The 24,377-nt window shown below is 69.3% G+C and carries 21 protein-coding genes; 11 read left to right on the forward strand and 10 right to left on the reverse strand.

The genetic code is table 11. The features are described from left to right. Positions 1–100: 100 nt before the first annotated feature. From ACZ7DY_RS17080 to ACZ7DY_RS17100, 5 genes are all read right to left on the reverse strand, one after another. A complete protein-coding gene (locus ACZ7DY_RS17080) occupies positions 101–1,567 on the reverse strand; it encodes a serine hydrolase domain-containing protein (protein ID WP_471135800.1) in 1,467 nt (488 codons plus the stop codon). 115 nt (positions 1,568–1,682) lie between these two features. Then, positions 1,683–3,068, reverse strand: coding sequence for an MFS transporter (locus ACZ7DY_RS17085; RefSeq protein WP_471135803.1), 1,386 nt, complete (start codon positions 3,066–3,068; stop codon positions 1,683–1,685). 88 nt (positions 3,069–3,156) lie between these two features. After that, on the reverse strand, positions 3,157–4,803 hold the full coding sequence (locus ACZ7DY_RS17090) for a tannase/feruloyl esterase family alpha/beta hydrolase (RefSeq protein ID WP_471135806.1): 1,647 nt from the start codon (positions 4,801–4,803) through the stop codon (positions 3,157–3,159). Between the two features lie 125 nt (positions 4,804–4,928). Continuing rightward, the gene (locus ACZ7DY_RS17095; protein ID WP_471135809.1) at positions 4,929–6,806 is read right to left on the reverse strand and encodes a helix-turn-helix domain-containing protein; all 1,878 of its coding nucleotides are present in this window, start codon (positions 6,804–6,806) and stop codon (positions 4,929–4,931) included. Between the two features lie 146 nt (positions 6,807–6,952). Then, positions 6,953–7,861, reverse strand: coding sequence for a 3-hydroxyacyl-CoA dehydrogenase family protein (locus tag ACZ7DY_RS17100; protein ID WP_471135812.1), 909 nt, complete (start codon positions 7,859–7,861; stop codon positions 6,953–6,955). A 457-nt stretch (positions 7,862–8,318) separates the two neighbouring features. Here ACZ7DY_RS17100 and ACZ7DY_RS17105 point away from each other — a divergent pair, with 457 nt between their 5' ends. From ACZ7DY_RS17105 to ACZ7DY_RS17130, 6 genes are all read left to right on the forward strand, one after another. After that, positions 8,319–9,122 (forward strand): esterase/lipase family protein, encoded by an 804-nt coding sequence (locus ACZ7DY_RS17105; protein ID WP_471135814.1) that lies wholly within the window; start codon positions 8,319–8,321, stop codon positions 9,120–9,122. Between the two features lie 277 nt (positions 9,123–9,399). Continuing rightward, a complete protein-coding gene (locus ACZ7DY_RS17110; RefSeq protein WP_471135817.1) occupies positions 9,400–9,669 on the forward strand; it encodes an acyl carrier protein in 270 nt (89 codons plus the stop codon). Beyond that, a complete protein-coding gene (locus ACZ7DY_RS17115) occupies positions 9,659–10,882 on the forward strand; it encodes a beta-ketoacyl-[acyl-carrier-protein] synthase family protein (protein WP_471135820.1) in 1,224 nt (407 codons plus the stop codon). Before ACZ7DY_RS17110 ends, ACZ7DY_RS17115 begins: the two co-directional genes overlap by 11 nt. A gap of 202 nt (positions 10,883–11,084) precedes the next feature. Continuing rightward, positions 11,085–12,143 (forward strand): type III polyketide synthase, encoded by a 1,059-nt coding sequence (locus ACZ7DY_RS17120; protein ID WP_471135823.1) that lies wholly within the window; start codon positions 11,085–11,087, stop codon positions 12,141–12,143. Positions 12,144–12,203: 60 nt separating this feature from the next. Then, positions 12,204–13,136: an acyl-ACP desaturase gene (locus tag ACZ7DY_RS17125; RefSeq protein ID WP_471135826.1), complete on the forward strand. Its 933-nt coding sequence runs from the start codon at positions 12,204–12,206 to the stop codon at positions 13,134–13,136. A 103-nt stretch (positions 13,137–13,239) separates the two neighbouring features. Further along, positions 13,240–13,836, forward strand: coding sequence for an isoprenylcysteine carboxyl methyltransferase family protein (locus tag ACZ7DY_RS17130; protein WP_471135829.1), 597 nt, complete (start codon positions 13,240–13,242; stop codon positions 13,834–13,836). Positions 13,837–13,851: 15 nt separating this feature from the next. Here ACZ7DY_RS17130 and ACZ7DY_RS17135 read toward each other — a convergent pair whose 3' ends face one another. Beyond that, positions 13,852–15,483: a M4 family metallopeptidase gene (locus ACZ7DY_RS17135; protein ID WP_471135831.1), complete on the reverse strand. Its 1,632-nt coding sequence runs from the start codon at positions 15,481–15,483 to the stop codon at positions 13,852–13,854. Positions 15,484–16,076: 593 nt separating this feature from the next. On the opposite strand from ACZ7DY_RS17135, the gene ACZ7DY_RS17140 reads away from it, so the two are divergent. Together ACZ7DY_RS17140 and ACZ7DY_RS17145 are read left to right on the forward strand one after the other, a co-directional pair. Further along, positions 16,077–16,724, forward strand: coding sequence for a dihydrofolate reductase family protein (locus tag ACZ7DY_RS17140; RefSeq protein WP_471135834.1), 648 nt, complete (start codon positions 16,077–16,079; stop codon positions 16,722–16,724). Positions 16,725–16,878: 154 nt separating this feature from the next. Then, positions 16,879–17,700: a DUF1963 domain-containing protein gene (locus tag ACZ7DY_RS17145; RefSeq protein WP_471135837.1), complete on the forward strand. Its 822-nt coding sequence runs from the start codon at positions 16,879–16,881 to the stop codon at positions 17,698–17,700. Here ACZ7DY_RS17145 and ACZ7DY_RS17150 read toward each other — a convergent pair. Further along, positions 17,682–17,930, reverse strand: a complete 249-nt coding sequence (locus ACZ7DY_RS17150; protein ID WP_471135839.1) for a hypothetical protein — start codon at positions 17,928–17,930, stop codon at positions 17,682–17,684. The genes ACZ7DY_RS17145 and ACZ7DY_RS17150 overlap by 19 nt on opposite strands. 133 nt (positions 17,931–18,063) lie before the next feature. Between ACZ7DY_RS17150 and ACZ7DY_RS17155 the strand changes: the two genes are divergently transcribed. Continuing rightward, the gene (locus tag ACZ7DY_RS17155; protein WP_471135841.1) at positions 18,064–19,272 is read left to right on the forward strand and encodes a PucR family transcriptional regulator; all 1,209 of its coding nucleotides are present in this window, start codon (positions 18,064–18,066) and stop codon (positions 19,270–19,272) included. Positions 19,273–19,305: 33 nt separating this feature from the next. Here the strand turns inward: ACZ7DY_RS17155 and ACZ7DY_RS17160 are convergent, their stop codons facing one another. After that, positions 19,306–21,180 carry an alkyl/aryl-sulfatase gene (locus ACZ7DY_RS17160; protein WP_471135843.1) on the reverse strand — a complete coding sequence of 625 codons (1,875 nt, stop codon included), beginning with the start codon at positions 21,178–21,180 and terminating at the stop codon, positions 19,306–19,308. A gap of 194 nt (positions 21,181–21,374) precedes the next feature. Here ACZ7DY_RS17160 and ACZ7DY_RS17165 point away from each other — a divergent pair, with 194 nt between their 5' ends. Both ACZ7DY_RS17165 and ACZ7DY_RS17170 read left to right on the forward strand, forming a co-directional pair. Continuing rightward, positions 21,375–22,439 carry a cobalamin-independent methionine synthase II family protein gene (locus ACZ7DY_RS17165; RefSeq protein WP_471135846.1) on the forward strand — a complete coding sequence of 355 codons (1,065 nt, stop codon included), beginning with the start codon at positions 21,375–21,377 and terminating at the stop codon, positions 22,437–22,439. A 246-nt stretch (positions 22,440–22,685) separates the two neighbouring features. Continuing rightward, complete coding sequence (locus ACZ7DY_RS17170) at positions 22,686–23,072, forward strand: hypothetical protein (RefSeq protein WP_471135849.1); 387 nt, start codon at positions 22,686–22,688, stop codon at positions 23,070–23,072. A gap of 60 nt (positions 23,073–23,132) precedes the next feature. Here the strand turns inward: ACZ7DY_RS17170 and ACZ7DY_RS17175 are convergent, their stop codons facing one another. Continuing rightward, positions 23,133–23,681 (reverse strand): hypothetical protein, encoded by a 549-nt coding sequence (locus ACZ7DY_RS17175; protein WP_471135851.1) that lies wholly within the window; start codon positions 23,679–23,681, stop codon positions 23,133–23,135. 183 nt (positions 23,682–23,864) lie between these two features. Beyond that, on the reverse strand, positions 23,865–24,362 hold the full coding sequence (locus tag ACZ7DY_RS17180) for a flavin reductase (protein ID WP_471135854.1): 498 nt from the start codon (positions 24,360–24,362) through the stop codon (positions 23,865–23,867). Between the last annotated feature and the right edge of the window lie 15 nt (positions 24,363–24,377).

Below are 24,377 nucleotides of genomic sequence, written 5' to 3' on the forward strand. Positions count from 1 at the left end.
GGCCAGTTAGGTAAGGGCCAATATATAGGCGGGTGCATTACGTCGTCGGGGCATCCACGGCATCTGCTCTGCGGGGAACGCGCCGCGGACGCGCCGCGGGCTACGCGACCTTGGGGCCGCAGCGCATCCCGATGTACACGCACCCGGTGCCGTCCGCCAGCGTGGAGAAGATCACCGGCATGTGGTCCTCGCTGAACGCCGCGCCCACCCCCGTACCGGCGAAGACCGTTTCCGTCACCGGCACCAGATCGATCTCCAGAGGGTCGGAGAAGTCCTTCATGCCGTCGACGAACTCGTACACCAGATGCCCCGCACCGTCCTTCTCGGTCACGGTCATGACCACGCCCTCGCGCCGGTACGTGCCGACGAGCGGGGCGAAGTCGACCACCGGAGGCTCGGTCGGCGGGGCGAAGGCGTCCGGCATCGTCACCCCGGCCAATTCGGCGAGGAGCTCCCGGTAGAGCGCCGCGTACAGCTCACGCGCTCCGCCGCCGTTGGTGAGCAGCGCGACCGCGACGCCCGCCGACGGGACGACGCGCAGATAGCCGTACTGCCCGATGGAGGCTCCGTCGTGGCCATAGCCCTGGACGCCGTTCCAGTCGTAGAGGGTCCAGCCGAGGCCCCAACCGTCCGCGCTGACCGACCACTTGTCGGGGGAGTCCACGACCCGGCGCTGCATCAGCGCGACGGCCTCCTCGGAGAGCACCCTGGTGCCGTCCTGCGCCACTCCGCCCGCGAGGTGCATCCGCGCGAGTCGCGCGAGGTCCCCGGCCGTGGCGATGACCCGGCCGTACGGGCCCGCCGAGCGCGGCATCAGGTCCCAGGAGGGGGCCGGGTCCGGGTCCTGGCCCGGCTCGCCCAGGTGGCCCATGGCCGCGCGGAACCGCAGCGCCTCCTCGGGGAGCGTCATCGTGTGGTCGAGGCCGAGCGGGGTGAGGAGCAGATCCTTGAGCGCCTCGTCCCAGACCTTGCCGGTCAGCACCTCGATGATGCGGCCGAGCACGTTGTACCCGACGCTGCTGTAGGAGAGCGCCTCGCCGGGTGGGCAGTCGAGCGCCACGCCCTTCGCGGCTTCGACGTACTTGGCGAGGCAGTCGTCGCCGCGTCCGCTGTCATGGGTGAAGTCGCAGGTGAGGCCGCTCGTGTGGCTGAGGAGCCGGCGTGTGGTGATCGCCCTGGTCGCCTCGGGGTCGGCGACCGAGAACTCCGGCAGCAAATCCACGACCGGTGCGTCCAGGTCCAGTTGGCCCGAATCGGCGAGCCGCATGATGAGGGTGGCGGTGTAGATCTTGGCGATCGAACCCATCTGGAAGACCGAGTCGGTCGTCGCCTCCACGCCGGTTCCGCGGTGAAGCGTGCCGCTGGCCAGCTCGTGGACGGTTCCGTCGACGAGGAGCGCCAGTGACGCGGCCGGAACGTGGTACTTGGCGCGCAACTCGTCGAGCCGGCACTGCCAGTGGGCGAGGTCCAGCTTCCGGCCCGCCGAGTCCCGCGTCCCCCACTCGCCCCTGGCCTTCCAGCTGCCCTGCTCGTCCCAGCTCTCGTTCCGGCTCACGTGCTTCGACATGCGATTACCCCCACCTGATGCGTACGGCGTGTTCTCGTTGAGAACACCATACGCACGACGGAACACTGTGCGCAAGCGCGTACAGTGTTCGCCGCGCGCGATCGAGCAGCGATCATCAGGCGGTACGGACGGGTTGGTCACCCGCCGATGCCGCGTCGGTCTCGTCGGCCGCATCCGAGAGATCGCGGTGACGGGTCTCCTCGGCGCAGCCGAGGGCGATGACGGTGAGCAGGACGGCGGCCATGACGTAGAGGGCGATGGGCGCGGCGCTGTCGTACGCGGAGAGCAGGGCGGTGGCGATGAGCGGGGCCGGGGCGCCCGCGGCCACGGAGGAGAACTGGGCGCCGATCGATGCTCCGGAGTAGCGCATGCGGGTCGCGAACATCTCGGAGAAGAACGCCGCTTGCGGGGCGTACATCGCGCCATGGAAGAGCAGCGCCACGGTGACGGCCGTGATGAGTGCCCCAAAGGAACCCCGGTCGACCAGATGGAAGAACGGATAGATCCATATGCCCATGCCCATGCCGAGGGCGCCGAGGAGGTAGATGGGGCGGCGTCCGAGCTTGTCGGAGAGGGCACCCCACAGGGGGATGGTCACGAAGTGGACGGCGGAGGCGATCAGGACGGCATTGAGCGCGGTCTGTTTGCTCGTGTCGGCGTGCTCGGTCGCGTAGACGAGGATGAAGGCGGTGACGACGTAGTAGGAGATGTTCTCGGCCATGCGGGTCCCCATGGCGATGAGGACGTCGCGCCAGTGGTCGCGCAGAACGGCGAGTACGGGTGGCTTCTCGCGGAAGTCCCGCTCGGTCTTGCGGCGTTCGGCTGCTGCGAGGGCGGCTTTGAACACGGGCGATTCGTCGACGGAGAGCCGGACCCACAGGCCGACGAGCACCAGTGCTCCGGAGAGCAGGAACGGCACCCGCCAGCCCCAGGAGTCGAACGCCGCGTCCGACAGTGTCGCGGTCAGCGTGGCGAGGACGCCTGTGGCCAGCAGTTGCCCGGCCGGTGCTCCGGTCTGCGGCCACGAGGCCCAGAAGCCGCGCCATTTGGCATCTCCGTGCTCCGCCACCAGCAGCACCGCCCCGCCCCATTCACCGCCCAGGGCGAAGCCCTGGATCAGGCGCAGCACGGTGAGCAGGATCGGGGCGGCCGTGCCGACGGTGGCGTGAGTGGGGAGCAGGCCGATCAGGAAGGTCGCGCCGCCCATCATCAGCAGGCTGTACACCAGGAGTTTCTTGCGTCCGAGCCGATCTCCGTAGTGGCCGAAGACGAGGGCGCCGATCGGGCGGGCGGCGAAGCCGACGGCGTAGGTCAGGAAGGACAGGAGCGTGCCGACCAGGGGGTCGGAGCCGGGGAAGAAGAGCTTGTTGAAGACGAGTGCGGCGGCGGCACCGTAGAGGAAGAAGTCGTACCACTCGATGGTGGTGCCGATGAGGCTGGCAGCCACGATCTTCCTGAGATCTCTGGGGGGCCGGGGACGTGCCGGGGGCGGGGACGACATGTGAAGCACCACTTTCGTGACGGGTGGCTGAAGACGGGTGACGTGTTGCTGAGCGGTCCCGGGTCGCCTGGGCGGATCAGGTTCCTGATCACGTGCTGTGACAGGTGAAGCTGTGTGCGGAGGCGGGGTCGCCGTGGCCGCGGTAACGCGGCCAGGACGGGTAGGCGCACAGCGGCCGGGTACGGCCGTTGCCGGCGGGGCCGATGTCGGTGACGACAGGCCGTGAAGGTGCCTTGTTCTCTTCTGCCCAGCGCTCCAGTGCGCTCAGTGAGTCGTAGCCGGCCGCGAAGGACGCGTCGACATTGGCATGGTTGGCGCCGGGGATGAGGTAGAGCCGGGCGAAGTCGCGGGTGGCGCGTGGGCCCATGAGCCTTTGGACGCGCCGGAAGTAGTCGACGGTGGAGCGGTGGCTGACCAGTTCGTCGGCGGTGCCGTGCAGGACGAGGAGCTTTCCGCCTGCCTGCGCGAAGCGGCGCAGGTCGGGGTCGTTGACATCCTGAAGGGCGGAGAGACGGCTGATGCGTTGCTGCCACGCGCCGGGGTGGCGGGGGTCCACGGTCAGGGGATCGTGCGCTGGGTCGCGGGTGACGAAATACCTCACCCACTGGTCCCAGAACTGGACGCCGTAGCCGCTGTCCTTCGGCATCGGGTGGCCGGGGGCCCGGGCGCCCATGCCCAGCAGGGGGGTGGTCATGTCGGCGCCCGACAGGAAGGGGAAGCCGGGATATCCGGTTTCGCCGCTGGCCAGGTGGTGCTTCCAGCGCAGGGGAGAGGAGAGAGCCTCGACGGCGTGGATCTGGCGGTCCGAGAGGCAGGTGTCCGCGGTGTCCTTGCCGGCCGGGCAGCGCAGTGTGCGGGGTTGGAAGCGGCAGCCTGATTCGTGAGAGATGACGCCGTCGCGCACGCCGTCGTCGCCGTCGCAGGACCTGATGACGGCCCGGTACAGCAGGTCCTGTTCGGCCCGGTCGAGGAAGGCCCCGGGGCGGGAGAGGAGCTGGGCCTCGTACCCGAAGAAGAGGTTGAGGGCGGTGGCGTTCCACGCGGGGTAGGCGGCGATGACGCCGTCGAAGTCGGTGGGCCACCGCTGGGCGACGGCGAGGGCCTCGCGCCCGCCGCTGGAGCCGCCCGCGAAGTAGCTGTGGGCGGGGTCGGCGCCGTAATGGGCGCGGATGATGAAGCGGGCGGCGTCATGGGTCTTCTTCAGCGCGTCACCGGCGAAGTTGCGCACGGCTTCGTCGTTGACGCCGAAGGAGCCGTCCAGGGAGGTGGTCGGTTCGAAGTCCGGCGCGGCCCGGTGGCCGGAGTCGCCGGCGTAGGTGGCGTAGCCGCGGCTGAGCGGGCGCGGCCGGTCGGTCGGGCCGAAGGGGACGTTGCCCGCGACATCGGGGATGGTGCCGTCGTAGCCACCGCCGCCGAACATCATCGACTTCTTGTTCCACTGCTGCGGCAGGGCGAGGCGCAGAGTGATGTCGGGAGCCCGGGGGGCCACGGGGTGGATGACGGCCTCGACGCGGCAGTACGGTCCGGCAGCCGAAGTCCCGCCGTCAGTGGGCGCGATGGTGCTCGCCGCGCTCACCTCACCGCCCGTGGTGGGCAGCCCGATCACCGAGGCGGGTAGCCGCAGGCCCCGCAGGTCGCTGCAACCGGTCGGTCTCCGGGCGGCGTGTGCCGGGAACAGGAGCGTGCCGCTGACCAGAGCGCAGACGAGCCCTGTCGCGGCGATGGCTTTCTTCATGGCGTCTCCGTCGCTCGTGTCTCGTGGCGAGAGGCGCAAAGGCTACGAAGCGTGCCGCCGCGGACGGTATGGGCTGGGCCCACATAAGGGCCGCCCGCGACGTGTGTGGGACGCGCGGGGCCAGGTCAGTGCTTGCTGACTTTCAGCAGCCGCAGGGCGACCTGGATCTCCAGGAGCCGTTCCGGGTCGCGCCAGGTGGGACCGAGGAGCTGACTCATCCGGCCCAGGCGCTGGGTGACGGTGTTCACGTGCAGATGCAGCAACTGTGCGGTGTTGCGGGCGTGTTGACCCGTACGGCAGTAGGTGTCGAGGGTGTGGACCAGGTCGGAGTGGTGCGTGCGGTCGTATGCGATGACCGGACCGATGACCGAATCGATGAAGGAGGCGGTGGCCGGTTCGCCGCTGAAGAGGGCTCCGACGAATCCGAGTCCGCGGGTGTCGGCGATCTCGCCGGTCCTGCCCAGGGCGATGAGGGCGCGCAGGCAGTTGTCCGCCTCGCGGAAGGCGGCGGCGAGGCGGGTGATGTCTGCGACTCGCGCGGTGCCGGCGGTGACGGGGTGGCGCGAGGTCCGCGAGAGTTCATCGACGGCGTGCCGCGCCACGGCCTCGGGGTCGTCGCCCGGCAACAGCAGGATGACGGTGTTGCGCTGGAAGGTCGCCAGACCGTGGGAGCGCCGGGCGATGGCCGCGGTGGCGGCGTAGACCCGCTCGCGTGGTTCGTCGTCGACCCGGGCCACCACGACGGTACGGCAGGCGGCGAGGTCGACGCCGAGCAGGGCGGCCCGGTGCCGCAGGAGGTCGAAGTCCTTGTCGTGCGCGGCCAGCAGATCCCCCAGGAGTTCTCCGCGCACGCGCGCTTCGGCCTCCGCCATGCGTCTGCGGGTGACGAGCACCAGAGAGGCCACCAGCGCGGCCCTCTCCAGGATGCGCCGGTCGGTGGCGTCGACCTGCGCGGCGGCGCTCAGGACGATCGTGCCCAGAGGCTCGGACTCGGTGATCAGGGGAACCGCGCACCGCGTCCCGCGGATCACCGTGTGTCCGGCCTGCCAGGCGTCCGCACTGAGCCGGCCCACTTCGTCGGCCGGTACCGTCTCCTGGCCGCCGGAGTGCGCGACGATGCCGCCCTCCTCGTCGAGGACGACCACCGTGCCGGCGACCGCGGTCGCGGTCGCCTGGACGACTTCGTCGACGCCATTGCCCTGGATGACCAAGCGGGTGAGGCGCTCATGGACCTCCGCGGTGCGTTCCAGGTCCGCCATGTGGGAGCTGATCGTGTCGTTGGCGACCCGCAGCTCCGACACCGCCTGCTGCGCGGCGCTCAGCAGGCGGCTGTTCTCGATGGCCACCGCCGCGTGCGAGCCGAGCATCATCAGCACACTGATGTCCCGGCTGCTGAATTCGCGCTGACTGCGGTGTGCGGCCAGCAGAACCCCGATCACCTCTTGATTGAGTTTGACCGGTACCCCCAGTAGGGACTCGATCCGTTCGGCGGCGACCGTTCTGTCGATCTCGGTGGTGTGGGCGAAGGACTGGTCGGTGAGGTAGGCGGCGACGGCGTAGGGTTCGCCGGTTCGCGCCACGATTCCGCCCACGCCGCTCCCGACCGGCAGCCGCAGTTCGCGCAGCAGGCCGGAGATGTTGCCCGCGGCCGCCTTGATGTAGCTGTCGCCGCGACCGCGGTCGCTGAGGCTTATGTAGGCGAGATCGCAGTCCAGCAGCCGCCGTGCCCGGTCGGCGATCGCCTGGAGGATGGAGTCCAGATCCCGCAGGGACGCCAGGTCGTTCGCGGTGTCGTTGAGCAGCTGCAGCTCCGCCTCGTTGCGGCGATGGCGCATGAGCCTTTCCCGCAGCCGCAGCGCGATCGCCCGCTCCTCCGCCAGCAGGTCGAGCCGGTCGGTCGGCTCACCCGCGCTGCGGGCCCGGGCCAGGATCTCGTCGAAGGCGTCGATGTCGGTGTCATTGAGCAGCAGTTTCAAGAACGACATGCCGTAGGTGCCCACCATCGATCCTCCGTCGAACCGTGCTCTCGGCGCCCGGCAAGTATGGTGCCGCTCGGCGGCCGAGGCACCGGGTTCGACACTGAACGAGCCGCTTGTTCAACGCCGTTCCTCCTTCCCTCCCGGGAAGCCCGGTGGCCGGTGTGCGAGCTCTACGGTTCGACGAGATTGCGGCGGATACCGCTGTCGAGGCGCTGCGCCACTTCTTCGTCCCGCCCGGGCGGCCAGGTCAGCAACCCTCCTCCGGAGGCGCGGCCTCGCTGTCCGGCGGCGAGGAGCTTGCCGAGCGCGGGAAAGGTGACCTCGGTCGACAGGTGGGGCGCCAGGCTGTCGAGGATGTTCTTGGTGAGGTCAAGGCCGATGAAGTCCGCGTTCTCCATGGGGCCCACGGCCGACCAGCGCAGACCTAGACTCGCCCGCATGACCGTGTCGATCGTCATCGGGTCGCAGACGTCCTGCTCCACCAGGTGCAGTGCCTCCCGTACCAGTGCGAACTGGAGCCGGTTGCCGATGAACCCCGGCACGTCGCGGTGCAGGCGCACCGTCGTCTTGCCCATCGCGTTGAGCATGTCGCACGCCTCCTGCGCGTACCGGTGGTCCGTCTCAGCGCCCGGAGCGACCTCGACGAGCGGGACGACGTAGGGCGGGTTCCACCAGTGCACCCCCACCAGCCGCTGCGGGTATCGCATGCCTTTGGCCACTTCGGTGAGCGAGAGCACCGAGGTGTTCGACCACACCGGCAGCACGGCCGGAATCTTCGCTTCCAGCTCCTCGAGGACCTGATGCTTGACGTCCAGACGCTCGGGGACGGCCTCCATCACCACATCGACGCGCAGCACCAGGTCAGAGAGGGTTTTCGCCGTGGTGACACGTGCGGTGACCGGCCCGATGTCGCCCGTCGGCATGGCGCGGCGTTCGAGTACGCGCACGACGCGCTCGTCGAGCGAGGCCAGGGTCGCGGGGTCCGCGTCGTACACGACGACACGGTGCCCGGCCTGAGCCAGGGCCACAGCGATCCCGTGCCCCATGAGCCCGCCGCCGACGATTCCGAACCGGGTCATTTCTGTCCTCCAGGAGCTGGGCGGATATATGAGCGGATATATGAGGTGACGTGCACCCTCACGGTGCAGGGAGTGGAGATACGGGGGAGGCACACAGCGGGGCGACCGGCCAGGGGCAGCCCCCGAACCGCTTCCGACGGTATGCCGCCTCCAACGGCCCTCACGAGAGGAGCAGCGCACACCTACGGGGCACTGGACATGTACGCAGCGCATACTCGGCCCGCCCACGCAGCTCAGGACGCCGGCGTCGCGCGAATCCCGGTCAGCGCGGCTGAGACGTAATGGCTGGAGTGGACACAACGGGGAGCAAAAGACGTGCTCCGCACCCATCTCACCGCCGCGGCGGGTGGTTCTAGCTTGCTCAGGGTCACACCACCCCACGACCCCGCCGACGTCACGCTGAGCGCGAGCCGCCTATCGGCGCTCAGTGAACGTGCGACGGGTAAGGAGCGTCTCCATGCTGTTTCCACCCCTGAGGTCCACCGGGACGGGATCGACGCGCACCGCAGGCGACCGGCGATCAGCCCGCGCGCGGCGGCTGTTCAGCGCCTCCATCGCGGCGCTGCTGACCACGAGCCTGCTGGGCCTCGCGTCCCAGGCCTCCGGCGCAACGCCCCAGCCGGCCCCCACCGCCGCCGGACACGACCCCGTCATCATGATCCCGGGCATGACCGGCTCCCCCTCGAACATGGACCGCATGAAGTCCAACCTCCGGACCAACGGCTGGCCCGCGGCCCGGCTGTTCACCTGGACCGACAGCAGCTCCATGACCCAGGACCTGGCCAAGGCCGCCCAGCAGCTCTCCGCCAAGGTCGACCAGGTCCGCAGCCAGACCGGGGCGGACAAGGTCGTCCTCGCCACCTGGTCCGCCTCCACCCTGGCCGCCCGGTACTACATCAAGAATCTCGACGGCGCCGACAAGGTCTCCCAGTACATCGGCTTCGCCGGACCGCAGCACGGCACCGCCAACAACGGCTGCCAGTGGTACGTGTCCTGCCAGCAGTTCGCCTCCCCGAACACCCCGTTCCTCAAGGCGCTCAACAACCCCTCCGAGGTCCCGTCCAACGACAAGATCGACTACCTCACGATCAGGTCGACCGCGGATTACAACGCCACCCCGACGGACACCGCGAAGCTGGTCGGCGCGGACGAGAACTACCTCATGAGCGGGCCGATGGCACCCAGCCACTTCACGATCATCTCCGACACCACGGCACTGGCGAAGATGCGTTCCTTCATCACCGCGCACGAGAACGACTGAGCCCCCGCCCGATTGAGCAAGCCCACACCGGCCGTGCCGGGCGCTGCACCTGACAGTGCCCGGCACGGCACCCTCGTCTTCCGGCGAGCCGCCGCCAACTTCAGGCCGACCCCGACCACTCTCCTTATTTACTGGCGCGAACGAGTGACAGGTCGTTCCTCGCAGCCCTCGTCGGCGTTCACACAGCGACGCGCAAGTGGCAGGCAGAACAGCCAGAAACCGACGAATGCGGGCAGCGCCGCCGGCCTCTCGCAGCGAGGAAACAGGAGACCCAGGCATGACGCGGACCGCAGAAGGCGGGGCGGAGACGGCCCTTCCCGAGGAGTTGGTGGCCCTGCTGACCGGATACCTTGACGTAAAGGTGGAAGCTGATCAGCTCTCCGGCAGCACGACTTTTGCAAGTCTCGACCTGGACTCGCTGTCACTGATGGAGTTGGTCGTGGCGGCGGAAGAGGAGTACGGGATCGTCCTGCCCGAGAACGCTCTGGACCTGCGCCCGTCCTCGACCCTGGGCGAGGCGGGTCGGGCGTTCGAGAATGCGCGCTGATATCGCGGTCACCGGGTTGGGGCTGGTGACTCCGGCCGGGCACACGGTGGAGGAGAACTGGGCGGCCCTGAACCGAGGGCGCTCACTGGCCGCACCGGATCCCGAACTGGCGGGCCTGCCCGTCGACTTCTCCTGCCGTGTGACGGACTTCGAGGCCGAGAACGAAGTCGGCCGGGCCTCGGTGCGACGCAAGGACCGATTCATCCAGTTCGCCCTCGTGGCCGCCCGGCGGGCCGTCGCGGACGCGGGTCTCGGCAGTGGCGCCTGGGATGCGGACCGCGTCGGTGTCGTGCTGGGGGTGGGATCGAACAGTTTGAGTACGTACGTCGCCGAGTTCGGCCACCTCGGCGACGGGCGGCCGGAGAGGGTCTCGCCCCTCGCGCTCCCGCGCAGTGTCCCGAGCATGGCCGCGGGCGAGGTCGCCATCGACCTCGGGGTGCGCGGCCCCAACTTCACCACCGCCAGTGCCTGCGCGTCGGGCGCCACCGCGATCGGAGTGGCCCGGGACCTGCTGCGCTCCGGTACCTGCGACATCGTGCTGGCGGGCGGCAGCGAGTCGGCCCGCTCGCGCATGACGGCCACGTGCTTCACACGCATGGGGGCGCTGTCCCGGCGCACGGCGGAACCGGCACTGGCCAGCCGGCCGTTCGACGCGCGACGTGACGGCTTCCTCCTGGGCGAGGGCGCCGGCATCCTCGTCCTCGAACGCGCCGGCGCGGCTCGGGCCCGCCGGGCTCCCGTCCTCGCGCTGCTGCGCGGTTACGGTGCCGGTGCCGACGCGTACCACGCCGTCGCCCCCCACCCACAGGGCGATGGCGCGGTCCGCGCCATCCGCACCGCTCTCGCCGACGCCGGGTGCGGGCCCGAGGACGTCGGTCACATCAACGCGCACGGCACCTCCACCCCGCTGAACGACGCGGCCGAGGCCTGCTCCCTCGTCCGCGTCTTCGGTGACTCCGGGCCGCCGGTCACCGCGGCCAAGGGCGTGATCGGGCACGCACTGGGAGCGGCCGCGGCGATCCAGGCGGTGTACACGGTTCTCGCGCTGCGCCATGCGGCCATCCCGCCGGTGGCGAACTTCGAGGGCCAGGACGGGGACCACAAGCTGGACATCGTCGCCGGACATCCCCGTCCCACACGCGGCGACGCGGGGCTCAGCTGCTCCTTCGGCTTCGGTGGCCAGAACGCCGTTCTCCTGTTCACGGCTTCCTAGTGTGAGCCGGCCGAAGCGTACGGCGGATGCTGGACGTAGACGCTGTCGATCAGTACCCCCGTGAAGCCGGTACACCCGCGAAGCCCGTACACCCGTGAACCCGGTACACCTGTGAAGAAAGCGGAAGCTGAAGTCGATGCGTCGGACGACACATGGCCGTACCCGGCAGCCGGCGGCTGCCACTGTTGCTGCCGCACCACGGGTGGCGTCCATCCAGACGGCCTTCCCGCCGTACGTATACCGGCAGGAAGAGATCCTGGCCGCCTTGGCCCGCACGACGCTGCGGGAGTCCGAGACGGGCGCTCTGGTGCTCCGCAACATCCAGGCCAACTCGGGTGTGGAGACGCGCTCACTGTCCCTCCCGCTGGAGAAGCTCGTCGATCTCGCCCGCCGCGAGGACTTCACCGAGCAGAACCGCGTATGGCTCGACACCGCCATGGACCTGGGGGAACAGGCGCTGACCGGCGCGCTGCGCACCGCGGGTGTCCGGCCGGAGGAGGTCGACGCGGTGATCAGCACCACCGTCACCGGGCTTGCCGTGCCGTCGCTGGAGGCTCGGCTCGCCCATCGGGTGGGGCTGCGTCCGGACGTCAGACGTATCCCGCTCTTCGGCAACGGCTGCGCCGGAGGCGCCGCAGGTCTGGCCCGGCTGCACGACTACCTGCTGGCGCACCCCGACCAAGTGGCCGTCCTGCTCGCCGTAGAACTGTGCACACTGGCGTATCAGCTCAAGGACGGATCCGTGGCGAACGTCGTCGCCGGCAGTCTCTTCGGGGACGGCGCGGCCGCTGTGGTGGCCGTCGGAGCCGACCGGGACGCCGACCCCGTCGGCCCTGAACTGGTGGACACCCACAGCCTGCTGGTGCCCGGCACCGAGGACGTCCTCGGCTGGGACATCGGCTCCCACGGTTTCCGGATCCTCCTGTCGCCCGAGGTTCCGGTGCTCGCGGAGAAGCACCTGCCCGCGGCCGTCCAACCCCTCCTCGAACGGCACGCGCTGACGCCGGATCAGATCACGAGCTGGATCATCCACGGCGGTGGACCGAAGGTCTTCACCGCTGTCCAGCGCGCCCTGGGCCTGCGGTCCGGCGCCTTGGCGCTCACCCGGCACTCCGTGGCCGAGCGGGGCAACCTCTCGTCCGTCTCCGTACTGGACATCCTGCACGCGGCCATGGAAAACCCGCCTCCCGCGCAAGCCCCCGGCCTGGTCGCCGCCATGGGGCCGGGGTTCGCCATCGAACTGGTCCTGCTCCGCTGGTAGGGAGCCGCCCCCGACGAAAGCTGCTGACCGCACCACACGAGAAAGAAGGTGCCTCGGATCGTGCCCGCCATCCCCGCAGACGTACGCATTCTGCTCGACCTCGAACCAGTGGTCACCGACGCCCTCGACACCCACTTCCGCACCACCGCCGACTGGTACCCGCACCAGTACGTCCCCTGGAGCCAGGGCCGTGACTACGACGGCCTCCTCGAAGGTGAGCCATGGGACCCCTCCCACCAGAAACTCGACGCGGCCGCCCGGGACGGGCTCCTCTACAACCTGCTCACCGAAGAAAACCTGCCCAGTTACCACCGGGTGATCGGGGAAATGCTGTCGCTCGACGGCCCTTGGGGTGTCTGGGTCCACCGATGGACCGTGGAGGAGGCCAGGCACGGCACCGCCATCCGCGACTACCTCGTGGTCACCCGCAATGTCGATCCGGTGCATCTGGAGGACGCCCGTGCCGCGCATGTGCAGCAGGGCTACGAGATCGACTACCGCGGCGACCTCATCGCCTCCCTGGTCTACGTCACCCTCCAGGAACTCGGCACCCGCGTCAGCTACCAGGGAATCCGCCGCCTCTGCGACGAACCGACATGCGAGGCCCTGATGCAGCGCATCGCCCACGACGAGAACCGGCACATGCTCTTCTACCGGACCGCCCTCCAGGCGTGTATGCGCATGCACCCCGACCGAACGCTTCAGGCCGTGGCCAAAGTCCTCAAGACGTCTCGTCCACCTGGCCACGCCGCACCGGGCTTCGGGCGGCTGATCAGCTCCATGGCCAGGTCGGGCATCCTCTCCCCGGAGGTCTACTACAGGGACATCGCCCTTCCCTTCGCCCGCATGCTCGGCGTTCTGGACGCGACCGGTGTCACCCCGGCCGGACAGCTCGCCCAGGAGGAGATCGCCGCCCACATGGAGGAAGCTGCGGACCGCGCCGGCAGATACCGCGCCCTGACCGAACGCCGCAACCGACTTGCGACGGCATAGGACGAGAATTCCACGGTCCGGGATCGAAGAGTGAGAAGGCCGATCCGACATGTCTCTGGGCTGGGCAACGATCCCCGTAAGCCTGTCCGTTCTCATCACCATCATGGCCGTCGTGCGCCTGGTCGAACTGACGAGCGCGCGCCGTAACGCGCGTTGGGCCATGGCCCATGGCGGCATCGAGTACGGGCAACGCCATTACCCCGTCATGGTCACCCTTCACGTCTGCCTGCTCGTCGGGACCGTCGCGGAGGTCGCTCTCACCGACCGCGCCTTCGTCCCTGCGATCGGCTGGCCGGCACTGGCCGCCCTCATCCTGGTACAGGCAGGCCGCGCCTGGTGCATGAGGGCGCTCGGCCCCCGATGGAACACCCGTGTCGTCGCCGTACCTGGACTGCCACTGGTCACCACCGGCCCCTACCGCTGGATGCGACACCCCAACTACCTCATCGTCCTCTTCGAAGGCATCGCCCTGCCCCTCGTCCACACCGCATGGATCACCGCCACGCTCTTCACCATCGCCAACACCCCGTGGCTCGTCGTCCGCGTCCGCACGGAGAACACGGTGCTGTGGCCGGGGCCGGGGCCAGCGACACGCGGCGGTCACGCCGACTCGATGCCCGATTCCCGTAGCGCGTCGGCTGCGTCGACCCGTGCGGTGAATGCGGAAGGGGCGGCGTCCGGTTCGGACGCCGCCCCTTGAGTCACTGACCGAGGGTTACTTCACGTTGACGCCGGTCCAGGCGGCGGCCACGCGCTTGTACTCGGTGGAAGTCGCGCCGTACAGGTCCTTCGCCGCCTTCAGCGTGCCCTTGCGGGCCGCCTTGTAGTCGGTGGTCGACGTGAAGTACGTCGTCAGGGCCTTGAACCAGATCTTCTCGGCCTTGGCGCGTCCGATGCCCAGCACCTTGGAGCCGTCGGCGGTCGGCGAGTTGTACTGGACGCCGTTGATCCGCTTCTTGCCGCTGCCCTCGGACAGCAGGTAGAAGAAGTGGTTGGCGATGCCCGAGGAGTAGTGGACGTCGACGTTGCCGGCGTTGGCGCTCCAGTTGTTCAGGGAGGCGCCGTCCTTGCTCGGCTTGTCCATGTAACGCAGCGGCGAGCCGTCGCCGTTGATGTCGATCTTCTCGCCGATGAGGTAGTCACCGACGTCCTTGGGGTTCTTGGCCTTGAACTCCACGGCAGCGGCGAAGATGTCCGAGGTGGCCTCGTTCAGGCCGCCGGACTCGCCGTTGTACTCCATGTTGCCGGTGGCCGAGGTGACGCCGTGCGTCATCTCGTGGGCGGCGACGTCGATCGAGGTGAGGGGCTTCTTGTTGCCCTCGCCGTCGCCGTACGTCATGCAGAAGCAACTGTCGTCCCAGAAGGCGTTGACGTAGTTGTTGCTGAAGTGGACCCGCGAGGTCGCGCCCTTGCCGTCACCGTTGATGCCGCTGCGGCCGTGCACCGACTTGTAGTAGTCCCAGGTGAGCTGGGCGCCGTAGGCGGCGTCGACGGCGGCGGTCTGCGCGTTCGAGGGCTTGCCGTTGCCCCAGACGTCGTTGGCGTCCTTGAACAGCTTGCCGGAGCCGCTCTCCGCGTGCTTCAGGTCGTAGGTGCGGTGGCCGCCGCGGGCCTTGTCGGTCAGCTCGTAGCCGCTGGTGCCCTTCTTGGAGCCGACCGTGACCTTGCCGCTGTACTGGCTGTTGCCGGTGCCGTTCTCGATGGCCTGGTACTGGTACAGCTTCTTGCCCGTCGCGGCGTCCGTGATGACGTGGAGCTTGCTGGGCGTGCCGTCCTTCTGCGTGCCGGTGACGACCGTCTCGTAGGCGAGGACGGGCTTGCCGGTTGCGGCCCAGATCACCTTGCGCGGCGACTGCGCGTCGGCCTCGGCGGTCTTCGCCTTCGCCGCCGTGGACTCGGCGGACTTGGCGACGGCGCCCTTGGAGAGCTTCGCGTCGGTGGAGGCGACCTTGACGGTGGCCTCGGTCGCCTTGGTGACGCCCTTCACTTCGCCGCCCTTGGCGGTGTGCACGACGAGGTCGCCGCCGAGGACGGGCAGGCCGTCGTAGGTGCGCTCGTAGCGGGTGTGCGTGGTGCCGTCGGCGTCCTTGACGACGTCGCGGACGACGAGCTTCTCCTTGGCGCCCAGGCCGATCCGCTCGGCGGTCGCGGATCTCTCGGCGCTCGCGTCCTGGAGGAGGCCTGCGCGGGTCGACGCCGAGAGGGCGACGGGAGAGCCGGACGGCGCGTCGTCCTTCTCCGGCTGGGCGTAGGCGCCGGTGCTCAGTCCGGCCGTGAGCAGCGCTCCGGCGGCAACTGCGGTGGCGATCGCGAGCGTCGAGCGCTTACGGGATATGTCAGAGGTCACGCGGACTCCATCTGTGGGGGTCCGGGAGGCATGGAGTGCCGCCCGGAGCAGAAAAAAGACGCGATGCGGGCGTGCAGCGTGATGCCGTACGTGCAGCGTGTTGCGGGGAAGAGTGTCACTCCAACCAGGTACATGTCAGCATTTTGGCTGGATGTTGGCCGGATATGATCCGTTGAGCGATGGTCGACATACGTTATACGAACAAGTCATGAACGCGGGTGGTCCCAGGGTGGGTTTACGGTCGGGCCATCCTTCAACTGTTGATGCGGCCTGTGTCTTGTGCGGTCCGGTCCCGCGGTTCAGCTTCCAAGTGTCGTCGGCGACTTGGGTGAGGACGTTGACCGGATAGGGCCACTGGACGGCCTCCTTGACGTTGTCCGCAGACTCCGAACTGCGGGTTCCAGAACTGCCCAGAGGGGAACCCGGCCCTCCGCGAGCGCCTACGCGAGTACCAAGGCGGACCGGTCTGGACTGCCGGATGGCCGGGCGGCCGGATCGCCGGGCGACGGGATCCTGGCCAGTCATGGCGCAGCGATGATTTTTTGCGCCCGGGAGAGTCACACCACTGCCATAGACAACGCAGGAGGAAACACGTGGCCCAGCTACTGAAAGTCCAGAACTTCAACGTCTCGAGCGACGGCATCGGTGCCGGTGAGGACCAGACCCTCGAGAACCCGTTCGGTCACGGTGTCGATCCGGGGGAGCTGGTCTCGTGGGCCGGCGCCACGGCCAGCTGGCCCATGCGTACCGAGCCCGGGGGCAGCAGGGGCCTCGACGACTACTTGACGCGGGACTACGCGAACAACATCGGTGCCGAGATCATGGGCCGCAACAAGTTCGGTCCCCAGCGCGGGCCCTGGCAGGACCATGAGTGGCGCGGCTGGTGGGGTGACGAGCCCCCGTTCCACACCCCGGTGTTCGTCATGACCCACCACAAGCGTCCTTCGTTCACGCTCTCCGACACCACGTTCCACTTCGTCGGCGGCGACCCGGCCACGGTCCTTGAGCAGGCCCGGGAGGCGGCTCAGGGCAAGGACGTCCGACTCGGCGGGGGAGTCACCATCATCCGGGAGTTCCTCGACGCCGACCTCGTCGACACCCTGCATGTGGCGGTCTCGCCGGTGAAGCTCGGATCCGGTCTGAGGCTGTGGGAGTCCCCCGATGAGCTGCTCGACCGGTTCCACCTCGAGGTCGTGCCCAGCCCGAGCGGCGTGGCGCACCACCTGTTCTGGCGAAAGTGACACGAGGACTCCATGACGTGTCCTCTCCCGGCGTGACCGTGATCGACGCAGGGCGGCCCGTGGCCGGGAGGCGGGGCCATGAGCGCAACGTCCTTTACTCCTAGGGGCGTTGGGCTCTGTCACCGCCCGCCCATGGTCCCGTTAGGGTGGCCCGGTGACCGACGAGATCGTGGACGCACTGCACCGCTTCCGAGCCGAGGCGACGTCCCGGGGTCTGGCATCGGAGGAGGTGGAGGAATGGATACGTGGCGCCCTGCCGGCCGTGTACCTGGCCGAGGGCGGTGACGGCCCGCTCGTGGCCCGGGTCGGCGGCAACCCCCTGCTGCCGCACGGCGTGCCGAAGCCGTCCGACCCCTTCGTGGTCTCCGTCGACCTCGCGGCCCTCCCGCCGGGTGTGACCCACCTTCCCCTGCCCGCCGACGGCCACCTGCTCTTCTTCTCCGGCACCGATGTGCAGGAGGGCGACGGGCAGGTGGCCGATGCGGTCCTGTACGTCCCCGCCGGGACGCCCACAACCCCGACCGTCCTCGAACACAGCTGGCGCGAGCCGTACCAGCCGCGTGAACTGCGCACGGTCTGGCACCAGCCGAGCGCGCAGATGCCGGAGAGCTTCGCCCTCGACAGATGGGGTGCCTTCCCCGAGGACGAGCAGTTCGATCTCGCCGATGAACTCAGTGACGCCTGGGCGCACGTGGGCGGCTACCGCCCTTCCTGGGTCGTGCAGATCGGCGGCCATCCGGTCTCGCCCCAGAACGACCCCGTCCACTCCGCCCGTACGCCCGAGGAGGCCGGCCACTGCGAGCAGGACGGTGTGGCGCACGGAGACGACGCCGGCGACTGGGCTCTTCTGGCCACCTGGAGGTGCGGTGACGACGTCACGGAACTGGACTCCGGCGTGGCCCACTGGGTGATCCGCCACCGGGACCTGGCGGCCCGGCGCTTCGACCGGGTCCACCGCTACGTAGAAATGGCCTGACCCCGCGCGCTGGCCAGAGCGGAGACGCTGAACAGAGCGAAGAACGCCGCGGAGGCGGTGCCGAACTGCTGCCGGGTCAGGTCCAGGTCGTCCATGACCGGTTTCGCGGCGAGCCCCAGCACGGTCTTGTCGGCGAAGTTGACCAGCATGAAGGCCAGCAGCACCCATGTGGTCTGCCGGCCGGAGCCGGTGGATGCCCCCGCAGGGTTGTGCCGTGTCATAGCGGACATGGAGCTCCTTCGGGGGTCGCGTCACCGGCCTGGCGCCGATCTTGCAGGCAGAACGGCCGGGCGGACATCCGTCAGGGTCACAGTCGTGCGCGCCGGGTACTGTGACGGGTCACAGTCGCCGGCGAGGTGGATCATGACGCAAGAAGAACCGCGGGTCCCCAGAGCGTCACCCGGTCTCTCCGCGGCCGCGGTGGCGCTGGCCGCCCGCTGCGAGCCGAGGGTGAACGAACTGGCCCGGCGTATGGCCCGCGAGGTGTTCGAGCAGTTGCGCGGCTACTCCAACCTGCCCGCCGACGTCAAAGACGTGGAGATCGCGGCGACCGCCCGGCACGCGATGCGGCTGTTCCTGCGCGGCGCCGACGGGGGAGCGGCCCCGGACGCCCTGGAACACTTCCAGGAGCGCGCCGCCCAGCGCGCCGAGGAAGGCATGCCGCTCCACCTCCTGCTGCGTACGTACGGCTTGGGTGTACGGGAGTTGTGGCGGGCCCTGCGGGAGACCGCCGCCCCGGAAGAACGCGATGCCCTTGCCGAGTTGGCCGAGGCGCTGTTCACCGCGGAGGACCGGGTCGTGGGCGCCGTGACCGAAAGCTACCTCGATGAACAGGCCGCTCTCGTCGCGGAACGACAGGAGCAACGCCGTTCCCGGGCCCGCGCCTTGCTGGCGGGCGGTGCGGACCCGAGCGGCCTCGTCGTGGACGGGCCCACCCTGGTGCTGTACGCGCACTTCATGGAGCCGGAGCCGTCCGGCGAGCTCTCTCCCGTGGCGGTGCGGCGCCTGCTCCGCCGTACGCAGACCGCACTTGACCGTGCGTTCGGCGCCGAGGCCCTCGCTCTGCTGGACGGCGGTGGCGGCCATGTCGTCGTCCCCGGATGCGGTGAGGCACCCCCGCGGCTGCTCGACGCACTCCGCGAGGCGACGGGCCCGGGGGTACGGGTGGCGTGCGCCCGAGCGCAATCGGCACAGGACATTCCGGCGGCCGGCCGGCAGGTCGCGGAGGTGGTCCGGGTGGCCCGCTCCTGTGGCCGGCCGGCCGGTCTGCACCGGCTCGACGACGTCCTCCTTGAGTACCACCTGTCCCGGCCGAGCGATGCGAGCGACCGGATCGCAGCCCTCCTCGCCCCGCTGGACGGCCGCCCCGAACTCCTCCAGACCCTCCGCATCCATCTGGCGCAGCGCCAGGACCGCCGGGCCACCGCCCGCGCCCTCAGCCTCCACCCCAACTCCGTCGACAACCGGCTCACCCGGATCCAGGAACTGACCGGCCTCGACCTCGGCTCACCCCGGGACACGGCGCTGGCACTCGCGGCCCTGTCGGTGCGAGCCGCCGGCGGCACGGGATGAAGTGCCACGGGGGTGGCTTCACGCGGCCCGGCGCTACGGGGTGACGATCGCGAAGTCGGGATCGGGGGCGTCCAGTAGCCCCCCGAAGGTCAACAGCGCCTGGGCGTCGCCGTCGAGCGTCACCCCGCCGCCCGCGATCTCAGCGGCGAACGTCGTACGGCCGCCCAGGATCGCGTCGAGAGTGGTACGCGCCAACCGGAGGGTGGCGACGGGCCGTTCACCGCGCGGGGCCTCACCCCGCATCGGGGTCAGCGCACCGTTGGACAGCAGCAGGGTCCAGTCCTCACCCGTATCGGTGAACTCCCAGCGCAGCACAAGCCGCCCGGCCTCGGCGGCGCGCGGACCATTGATCCGTACCGCCATCGACTGGAAGATCTGCTCGGCGGTGAGCGCGGCCAGGATGTCCGGCGCCGAACGCGTCGGGGTGCCCAGGATCCCGTCGCGCAGCTCGGCGGCGCCCATGAGGTAGAAGTTGCGCCACGGTCCGCACTCGGAGCCCTGGCCGATGCGCTCGAACGTCTCGGCCTGCAAAGCGCGCGCCTCGGCGTGTTCGGGCTCGGCGAACAGGACGTGACCGAGCACTTCCGCGACCCACCGCTGATCCCCGGCCTCGTACGACGCCCGCGCCTTGGCGACCACCGCGTCGGCGCCGCCCATGAACTCCACGTACCGTCGGGCGGATTCCGTCGGAGGGTGCTGCCACAGGTGGGCGGGGTTGCCGTCGAACCAGCCCATGTACCGCTGGTAGACCGCCTTCGCGTTGTGGCTCAGCGAGCCGTAGTAGCCGCGTGCATGCCAGGCGCGTTCCAGGCCGGGAGGGAAGCGCAGCATTTCGGCGATCTCCGCACCCGTGTGCCCGGCGTTGATCAGCCGTACGGACTGGTCGTGCAGGTACGCGTAGGCGTCGCGCTGCTCCTCCAGGAAGCGGACGGCACGATCCTGTCCCCACGTCGGCCAGTGGTGGGAGCCGAAGACGACATCGGTCTCCGTGGCGAACAGCCGGATCGTCTCGGTCAGATAGCGGGCCCACGCGCTCGGGTCGCGGACCAGGGCTCCGCGGAGGGTGAGGACGTTGTGGAGGGTGTGGCAGGCGTTCTCGGCGACGCACAGGACCCGCAGGTCAGGGAAGTGGAAGTTCATCTCCGCCGGCGCCTCGGTGCCCGGAGTGAGCTGGAAGACGACCCGTACCCCGTCGATGGTCTCCTCCTGCCCGGTCTGGGTGACGTCCAAGGTGGGCGCGATCAAACCGACGCTGCCGGTCGACGTGGTCTGCCCCAGCCCGCAGCCGATCTGCCCGGCCGGCCCCTTGGGCAGCGAGGCCCCGTACATGTAGCTCGCGCGGCGTGCCATTGCCGTACCGGTGAAGACGTTCTCGCTCGCCGCGTGTTCGAGGAATCCGACCGGCGCGATGACCGGCACCTGCCCGGCCGCCACCTCGGCCGCGTCCACCACACCCCGCACACCGCCGAAGTGGTCCACGTGGGAGTGCGTGTAGATCACCGCGGTCACCGGCCGGTCGCCGCGATGCTCGCGGTACAGCGCCAACACGGCGGCCGCGACCTCCGCGCTGATCAGAGGGTCGACGACGATGACGCCGCGGTCGCCCTCCACGAAGGTGATGTTCGACAGGTCGAGGCCGCGTACCTGATAGATCCCCGGCACCACCTCGTACAGCCCCTGCCGTGCCACCAGCCGGCTCTGCCGCCACAGTGAGGGGTGAGCGGTGGGCGGACACTCCGCGTCCAGGAAGCCGTAGGCATCCGCGTCCCACACCACGTTGCCGTCCGTGTCCCGCACCATGCCGGGCTCGAGCCTGCCGAGAAGGCCCCGGTCCGCGTCGGCGAAGTCCTGATCGTCTTCCCAGGCCGGACCGCCGCCCCTGGGCTCTTGCTCGCTGCTGACGTTCATGTTCACCGATGCTCGCAGCCTCCGGCGGAGAGCGCCTGAGGACACATCACAGAGGGACCGCTGACACGTCACACCGCTGGGCGAAGGGAGACGACCCGGCGAAGGCGCTCGTGGAAGTCAGGCACGTTGCCTCACAGGGGTTGGACACATGTGCCTTCTTGCTAGCCCCTACCGCGCTCCGTATGGTCCGGTTCATGACTCTTCCCACCGAGCCGATCGGCAGCATCCCCCGCCCACGCAACCTGCAGACGGCTCTCGCCGAGCACGCCGAAGGGCGGCTTACAGAGGCGGAATTACGGTCCTTGCAGGAGAAGGCGACCGCCGACACCCTGACCAGGCTGGAGCAGTTGAACTGCCCCGTCCTGGTCGACGGGGAGCAGGCCAAGCCCAGCTTCGCCACCTACCCCCTCACCGGCCTCACCACCCTCGACCCGAACGGCGCCGTCATCCCGTTCGCCGACGGCCACACCCGGCAGCTGCCCTGTCTCACTTCGGGCCCGTTCCGCTACCAGGTCCGCGCGGAAACCTATGTGCGTGATGCGTTGCGGCACACGGACCGCCCGGTCAAGCAGGCCGTCATCGCACCGTCGGCCCTGAGCCTGCTCTACCCGGGCGAACCTATCAAGGGCTACTCCCGTGAGGAGTTCCTGCGTGATCTCGCCGACGAAGCAGAGGCCGATATTCGCGGCTGCCTCGAGGCGGGGGCGCACAGCGTCCAGCTCGACTTCACGGAAGGGCGCATGTCCCTGAAGCTGGACCCGTCCGGGAGTCTGCTCGACGACTTCATCGCCCTCAACAACGAGGTTCTCGGCCGGTTCAGCGATCAGGAGCGGGCCCGCATCGGGGTACACACGTGCCCGGGCGGCGATCACGACTCCACCCACAGCCTGGACGTCGACTACGCCGGGCTGCTGCCCCGCCTCTTCCAGCTGAAGGCCGGCAAGTTCTACCTGCAACTGGCCAGCGAGACCGATCCCGAACGGGTGCTGGAGATCGTCGCGTCCCAACTCCGCCCGGACATCAGTGTCTTCGTCGGGGTGACCGACCCGATCAGCGCCACCGTCGAGACTCCGGAACAGGTACGTGACCGGGTCCTGCTCGCCGCGCGTTACATCCCGGCCGACCAACTGGGCACCTGCGACGACTGCGGCTTCTCACCGTTCGCCGACGACACCTCCACCTCACGAGACCTCGCCTTCGCGAAGATCGAGGCGCGAGTGCTGGGAACCGCTTTGGCCTCAACGGCGCTCGGGCTCTGACCGGGGGCTCTGCGAGGGGTCGCCGATTGTCGGCCTCCGCGCTGAAGAAGGTTGCCGAGGGATGGGGTCGGCAGGAAGTCGAGTACAGGCTCGCGCCGGAGGACACCGCAACGGTGTAGGCCTGGGAGTGGGCGGGTCGCCGGCAGCGCTGGGGACGCGCGGGCCTTGCCGGCTTCCCGCCCAACATCTCCCGCAGTTGACTTGAAGCGAGGCCCCGCCCGGCCATCCCTTCTAGACTCACAGGCCATGGCAACGGATGACTTGAACGGCAACGAGCAGTGGCCGATCCCGCCGGCATGGCTCCTGGCCTGCGACCAGTGCACGAGCCTTTACCGGCGGATGATCAGCGTACGGGAGGCAGTCGCTGAGGCGGAGCTGACCTCGTCGGGTGCGGTGGATTGCGATCCGTTCGACTCGGGACTGTCCGCCCAGTTTGCGCTCGGCGAGCACATGGCGCGCGAACACGCAGAGCTGCTCCCCGACTTCGATCCGGCGTGCCCTCGGTGCACAACTTGCCAAGGGGATCTGGAGCGGTCCGACTGGTCGGAGGGGTCCGCCCGCTACGCGGTGACGGCCGCCGCTGAACACCGGGCGCGGCACCTGATCGTCCCGCCCGCGCTGGTTCAGCTTTGACGTCAGGCTGCTTGATGGTGGTGGGTCGCAGCCTTCAGCAGTGACGCCGATCAGCTGCCGTCAGGAAGCTGGCCGACGCCCGTCAAGGGCCACGATCGCCCACCGCCGTGCTCCTGGTTCGTCCCCGTCGGCATCCGTGCCGCACTCGGCGATCCCGTGGGGGACGAGCTGCTCGACGAGGGCACGCTGGTCCGGTTCTGGGGCGTTCTCGACGTGCGAGACCGTCATCACGAGGACCTGGTCACCCCGGTCCGTCACGTGCACCGTGATGCGCCTGCCCCCGTCGGTGAGCGCCGACTCCGTGAGCGCCCGCGCCACGTGCGCGAGCGCCTTCGCCCGGTCGGACTTGTCCTCCAGAAGGCCCCATGACCCCACCTTGCGCACGACCAGCTCAGCGGCCTTCCGAGGTGACCAAGGGGCGTTCTCCAGAACCCAGTTGCCGGCTCGGCGGTCACGGATGACGACGCTCGTCCTTGGCCGCGCGACAGCCTTCTTCGTCGGCGGATCAGGCGGCGGGGGATTCGGCGGCTTCTTCGGGGGCGGCGGTGTTTTCGGCGGGTAGTCCGGCCGGGGCTTGGCCGTCAGCTCAGGCGTGGTCGCGTCGTCCATGTACCGACGGTAGCCGTGTGCGGCCCTCTCCATCAGCCTTCCCGTACAACGCGTTGTCGCCTGCGGCAAGGGAAGCGGCAAAGGGCTGTCCCTGGCCGGTGAGCTTCCCGTTCAGCAGGTGGTCGGATCCCTGGCCGATTGTGGAGCCCATGCACCTGTCACCAACGTCCCGGGGCAACACGCCTAGGCGCCCAACCGGTGGAAGTCGCGGTTGCGGTACACGAGCCCGTCGCCGCCGTCGCCTCGTACGTAAATCTCTTCGACACCGATGAAGAGGACGCTGTGGGAACCCATCGGCGTTTGCTGACGCAGCACGCCGGTCATCGTCACCGGCGCGTCGCGCAGCACGGGTACCTGTGCGGTCGGCGTCCAGATGTCCCAGGTGAAGCGCTCCTCCATCGACACCTTCGTGGCTCCGGAGAAGTGCCGCGCCAGCTCTGTCTGGTCGCCGCCGAGGATGTTCAGCGCGACCCGTCTGTTGCGTACGAAGACGTCGTGCATGGCGCTGCTCCGGTTGACGCACGCCAGGACCGTCGGCGGGGTGTCCGTGACCGAGCAGACGGCGCTCAGTGTGATTCCGCAGCGGCCGCCCGGCCCGTCGGTCGTGAGGATGCTGACCGCCGCCGCCACACGCGCCATGGCGTCCCGGAATTCTGCTCGGCCCGCTGTGCTCGTCGTCATCTTCGATTTCCGCTC

This window comes from Streptomyces sp. NPDC037013 (assembly GCF_055607265.1).

What these genes read in the sequence shown, in the direction of transcription:
- ACZ7DY_RS17155 (WP_471135841.1), top strand. Translation starts at nt 18,064, where the DNA reads ATGACGCAAGAAGAACCGCGGGTCCCCAGAGCGTCACCCGGTCTCTCC.
- ACZ7DY_RS17085 (WP_471135803.1), bottom strand. Translation starts at nt 3,068, where the DNA reads ATGTCGTCCCCGCCCCCGGCACGTCCCCGGCCCCCCAGAGATCTCAGG.
- ACZ7DY_RS17180 (WP_471135854.1), bottom strand. Translation starts at nt 24,362, where the DNA reads ATGACGACGAGCACAGCGGGCCGAGCAGAATTCCGGGACGCCATGGCG.
- ACZ7DY_RS17165 (WP_471135846.1), top strand. Translation starts at nt 21,375, where the DNA reads ATGACTCTTCCCACCGAGCCGATCGGCAGCATCCCCCGCCCACGCAAC.
- ACZ7DY_RS17160 (WP_471135843.1), bottom strand. Translation starts at nt 21,180, where the DNA reads ATGAACGTCAGCAGCGAGCAAGAGCCCAGGGGCGGCGGTCCGGCCTGG.
- ACZ7DY_RS17080 (WP_471135800.1), bottom strand. Translation starts at nt 1,567, where the DNA reads ATGTCGAAGCACGTGAGCCGGAACGAGAGCTGGGACGAGCAGGGCAGC.
- ACZ7DY_RS17105 (WP_471135814.1), top strand. Translation starts at nt 8,319, where the DNA reads ATGCTGTTTCCACCCCTGAGGTCCACCGGGACGGGATCGACGCGCACC.
- ACZ7DY_RS17175 (WP_471135851.1), bottom strand. Translation starts at nt 23,681, where the DNA reads ATGGACGACGCGACCACGCCTGAGCTGACGGCCAAGCCCCGGCCGGAC.
- ACZ7DY_RS17150 (WP_471135839.1), bottom strand. Translation starts at nt 17,930, where the DNA reads ATGTCCGCTATGACACGGCACAACCCTGCGGGGGCATCCACCGGCTCC.
- ACZ7DY_RS17130 (WP_471135829.1), top strand. Translation starts at nt 13,240, where the DNA reads ATGGCCGTCGTGCGCCTGGTCGAACTGACGAGCGCGCGCCGTAACGCG.
- ACZ7DY_RS17100 (WP_471135812.1), bottom strand. Translation starts at nt 7,861, where the DNA reads ATGACCCGGTTCGGAATCGTCGGCGGCGGGCTCATGGGGCACGGGATC.
- ACZ7DY_RS17090 (WP_471135806.1), bottom strand. Translation starts at nt 4,803, where the DNA reads ATGAAGAAAGCCATCGCCGCGACAGGGCTCGTCTGCGCTCTGGTCAGC.
- ACZ7DY_RS17110 (WP_471135817.1), top strand. Translation starts at nt 9,400, where the DNA reads ATGACGCGGACCGCAGAAGGCGGGGCGGAGACGGCCCTTCCCGAGGAG.
- ACZ7DY_RS17115 (WP_471135820.1), top strand. Translation starts at nt 9,659, where the DNA reads ATGCGCGCTGATATCGCGGTCACCGGGTTGGGGCTGGTGACTCCGGCC.
- ACZ7DY_RS17170 (WP_471135849.1), top strand. Translation starts at nt 22,686, where the DNA reads ATGGCAACGGATGACTTGAACGGCAACGAGCAGTGGCCGATCCCGCCG.
- ACZ7DY_RS17095 (WP_471135809.1), bottom strand. Translation starts at nt 6,806, where the DNA reads ATGGTGGGCACCTACGGCATGTCGTTCTTGAAACTGCTGCTCAATGAC.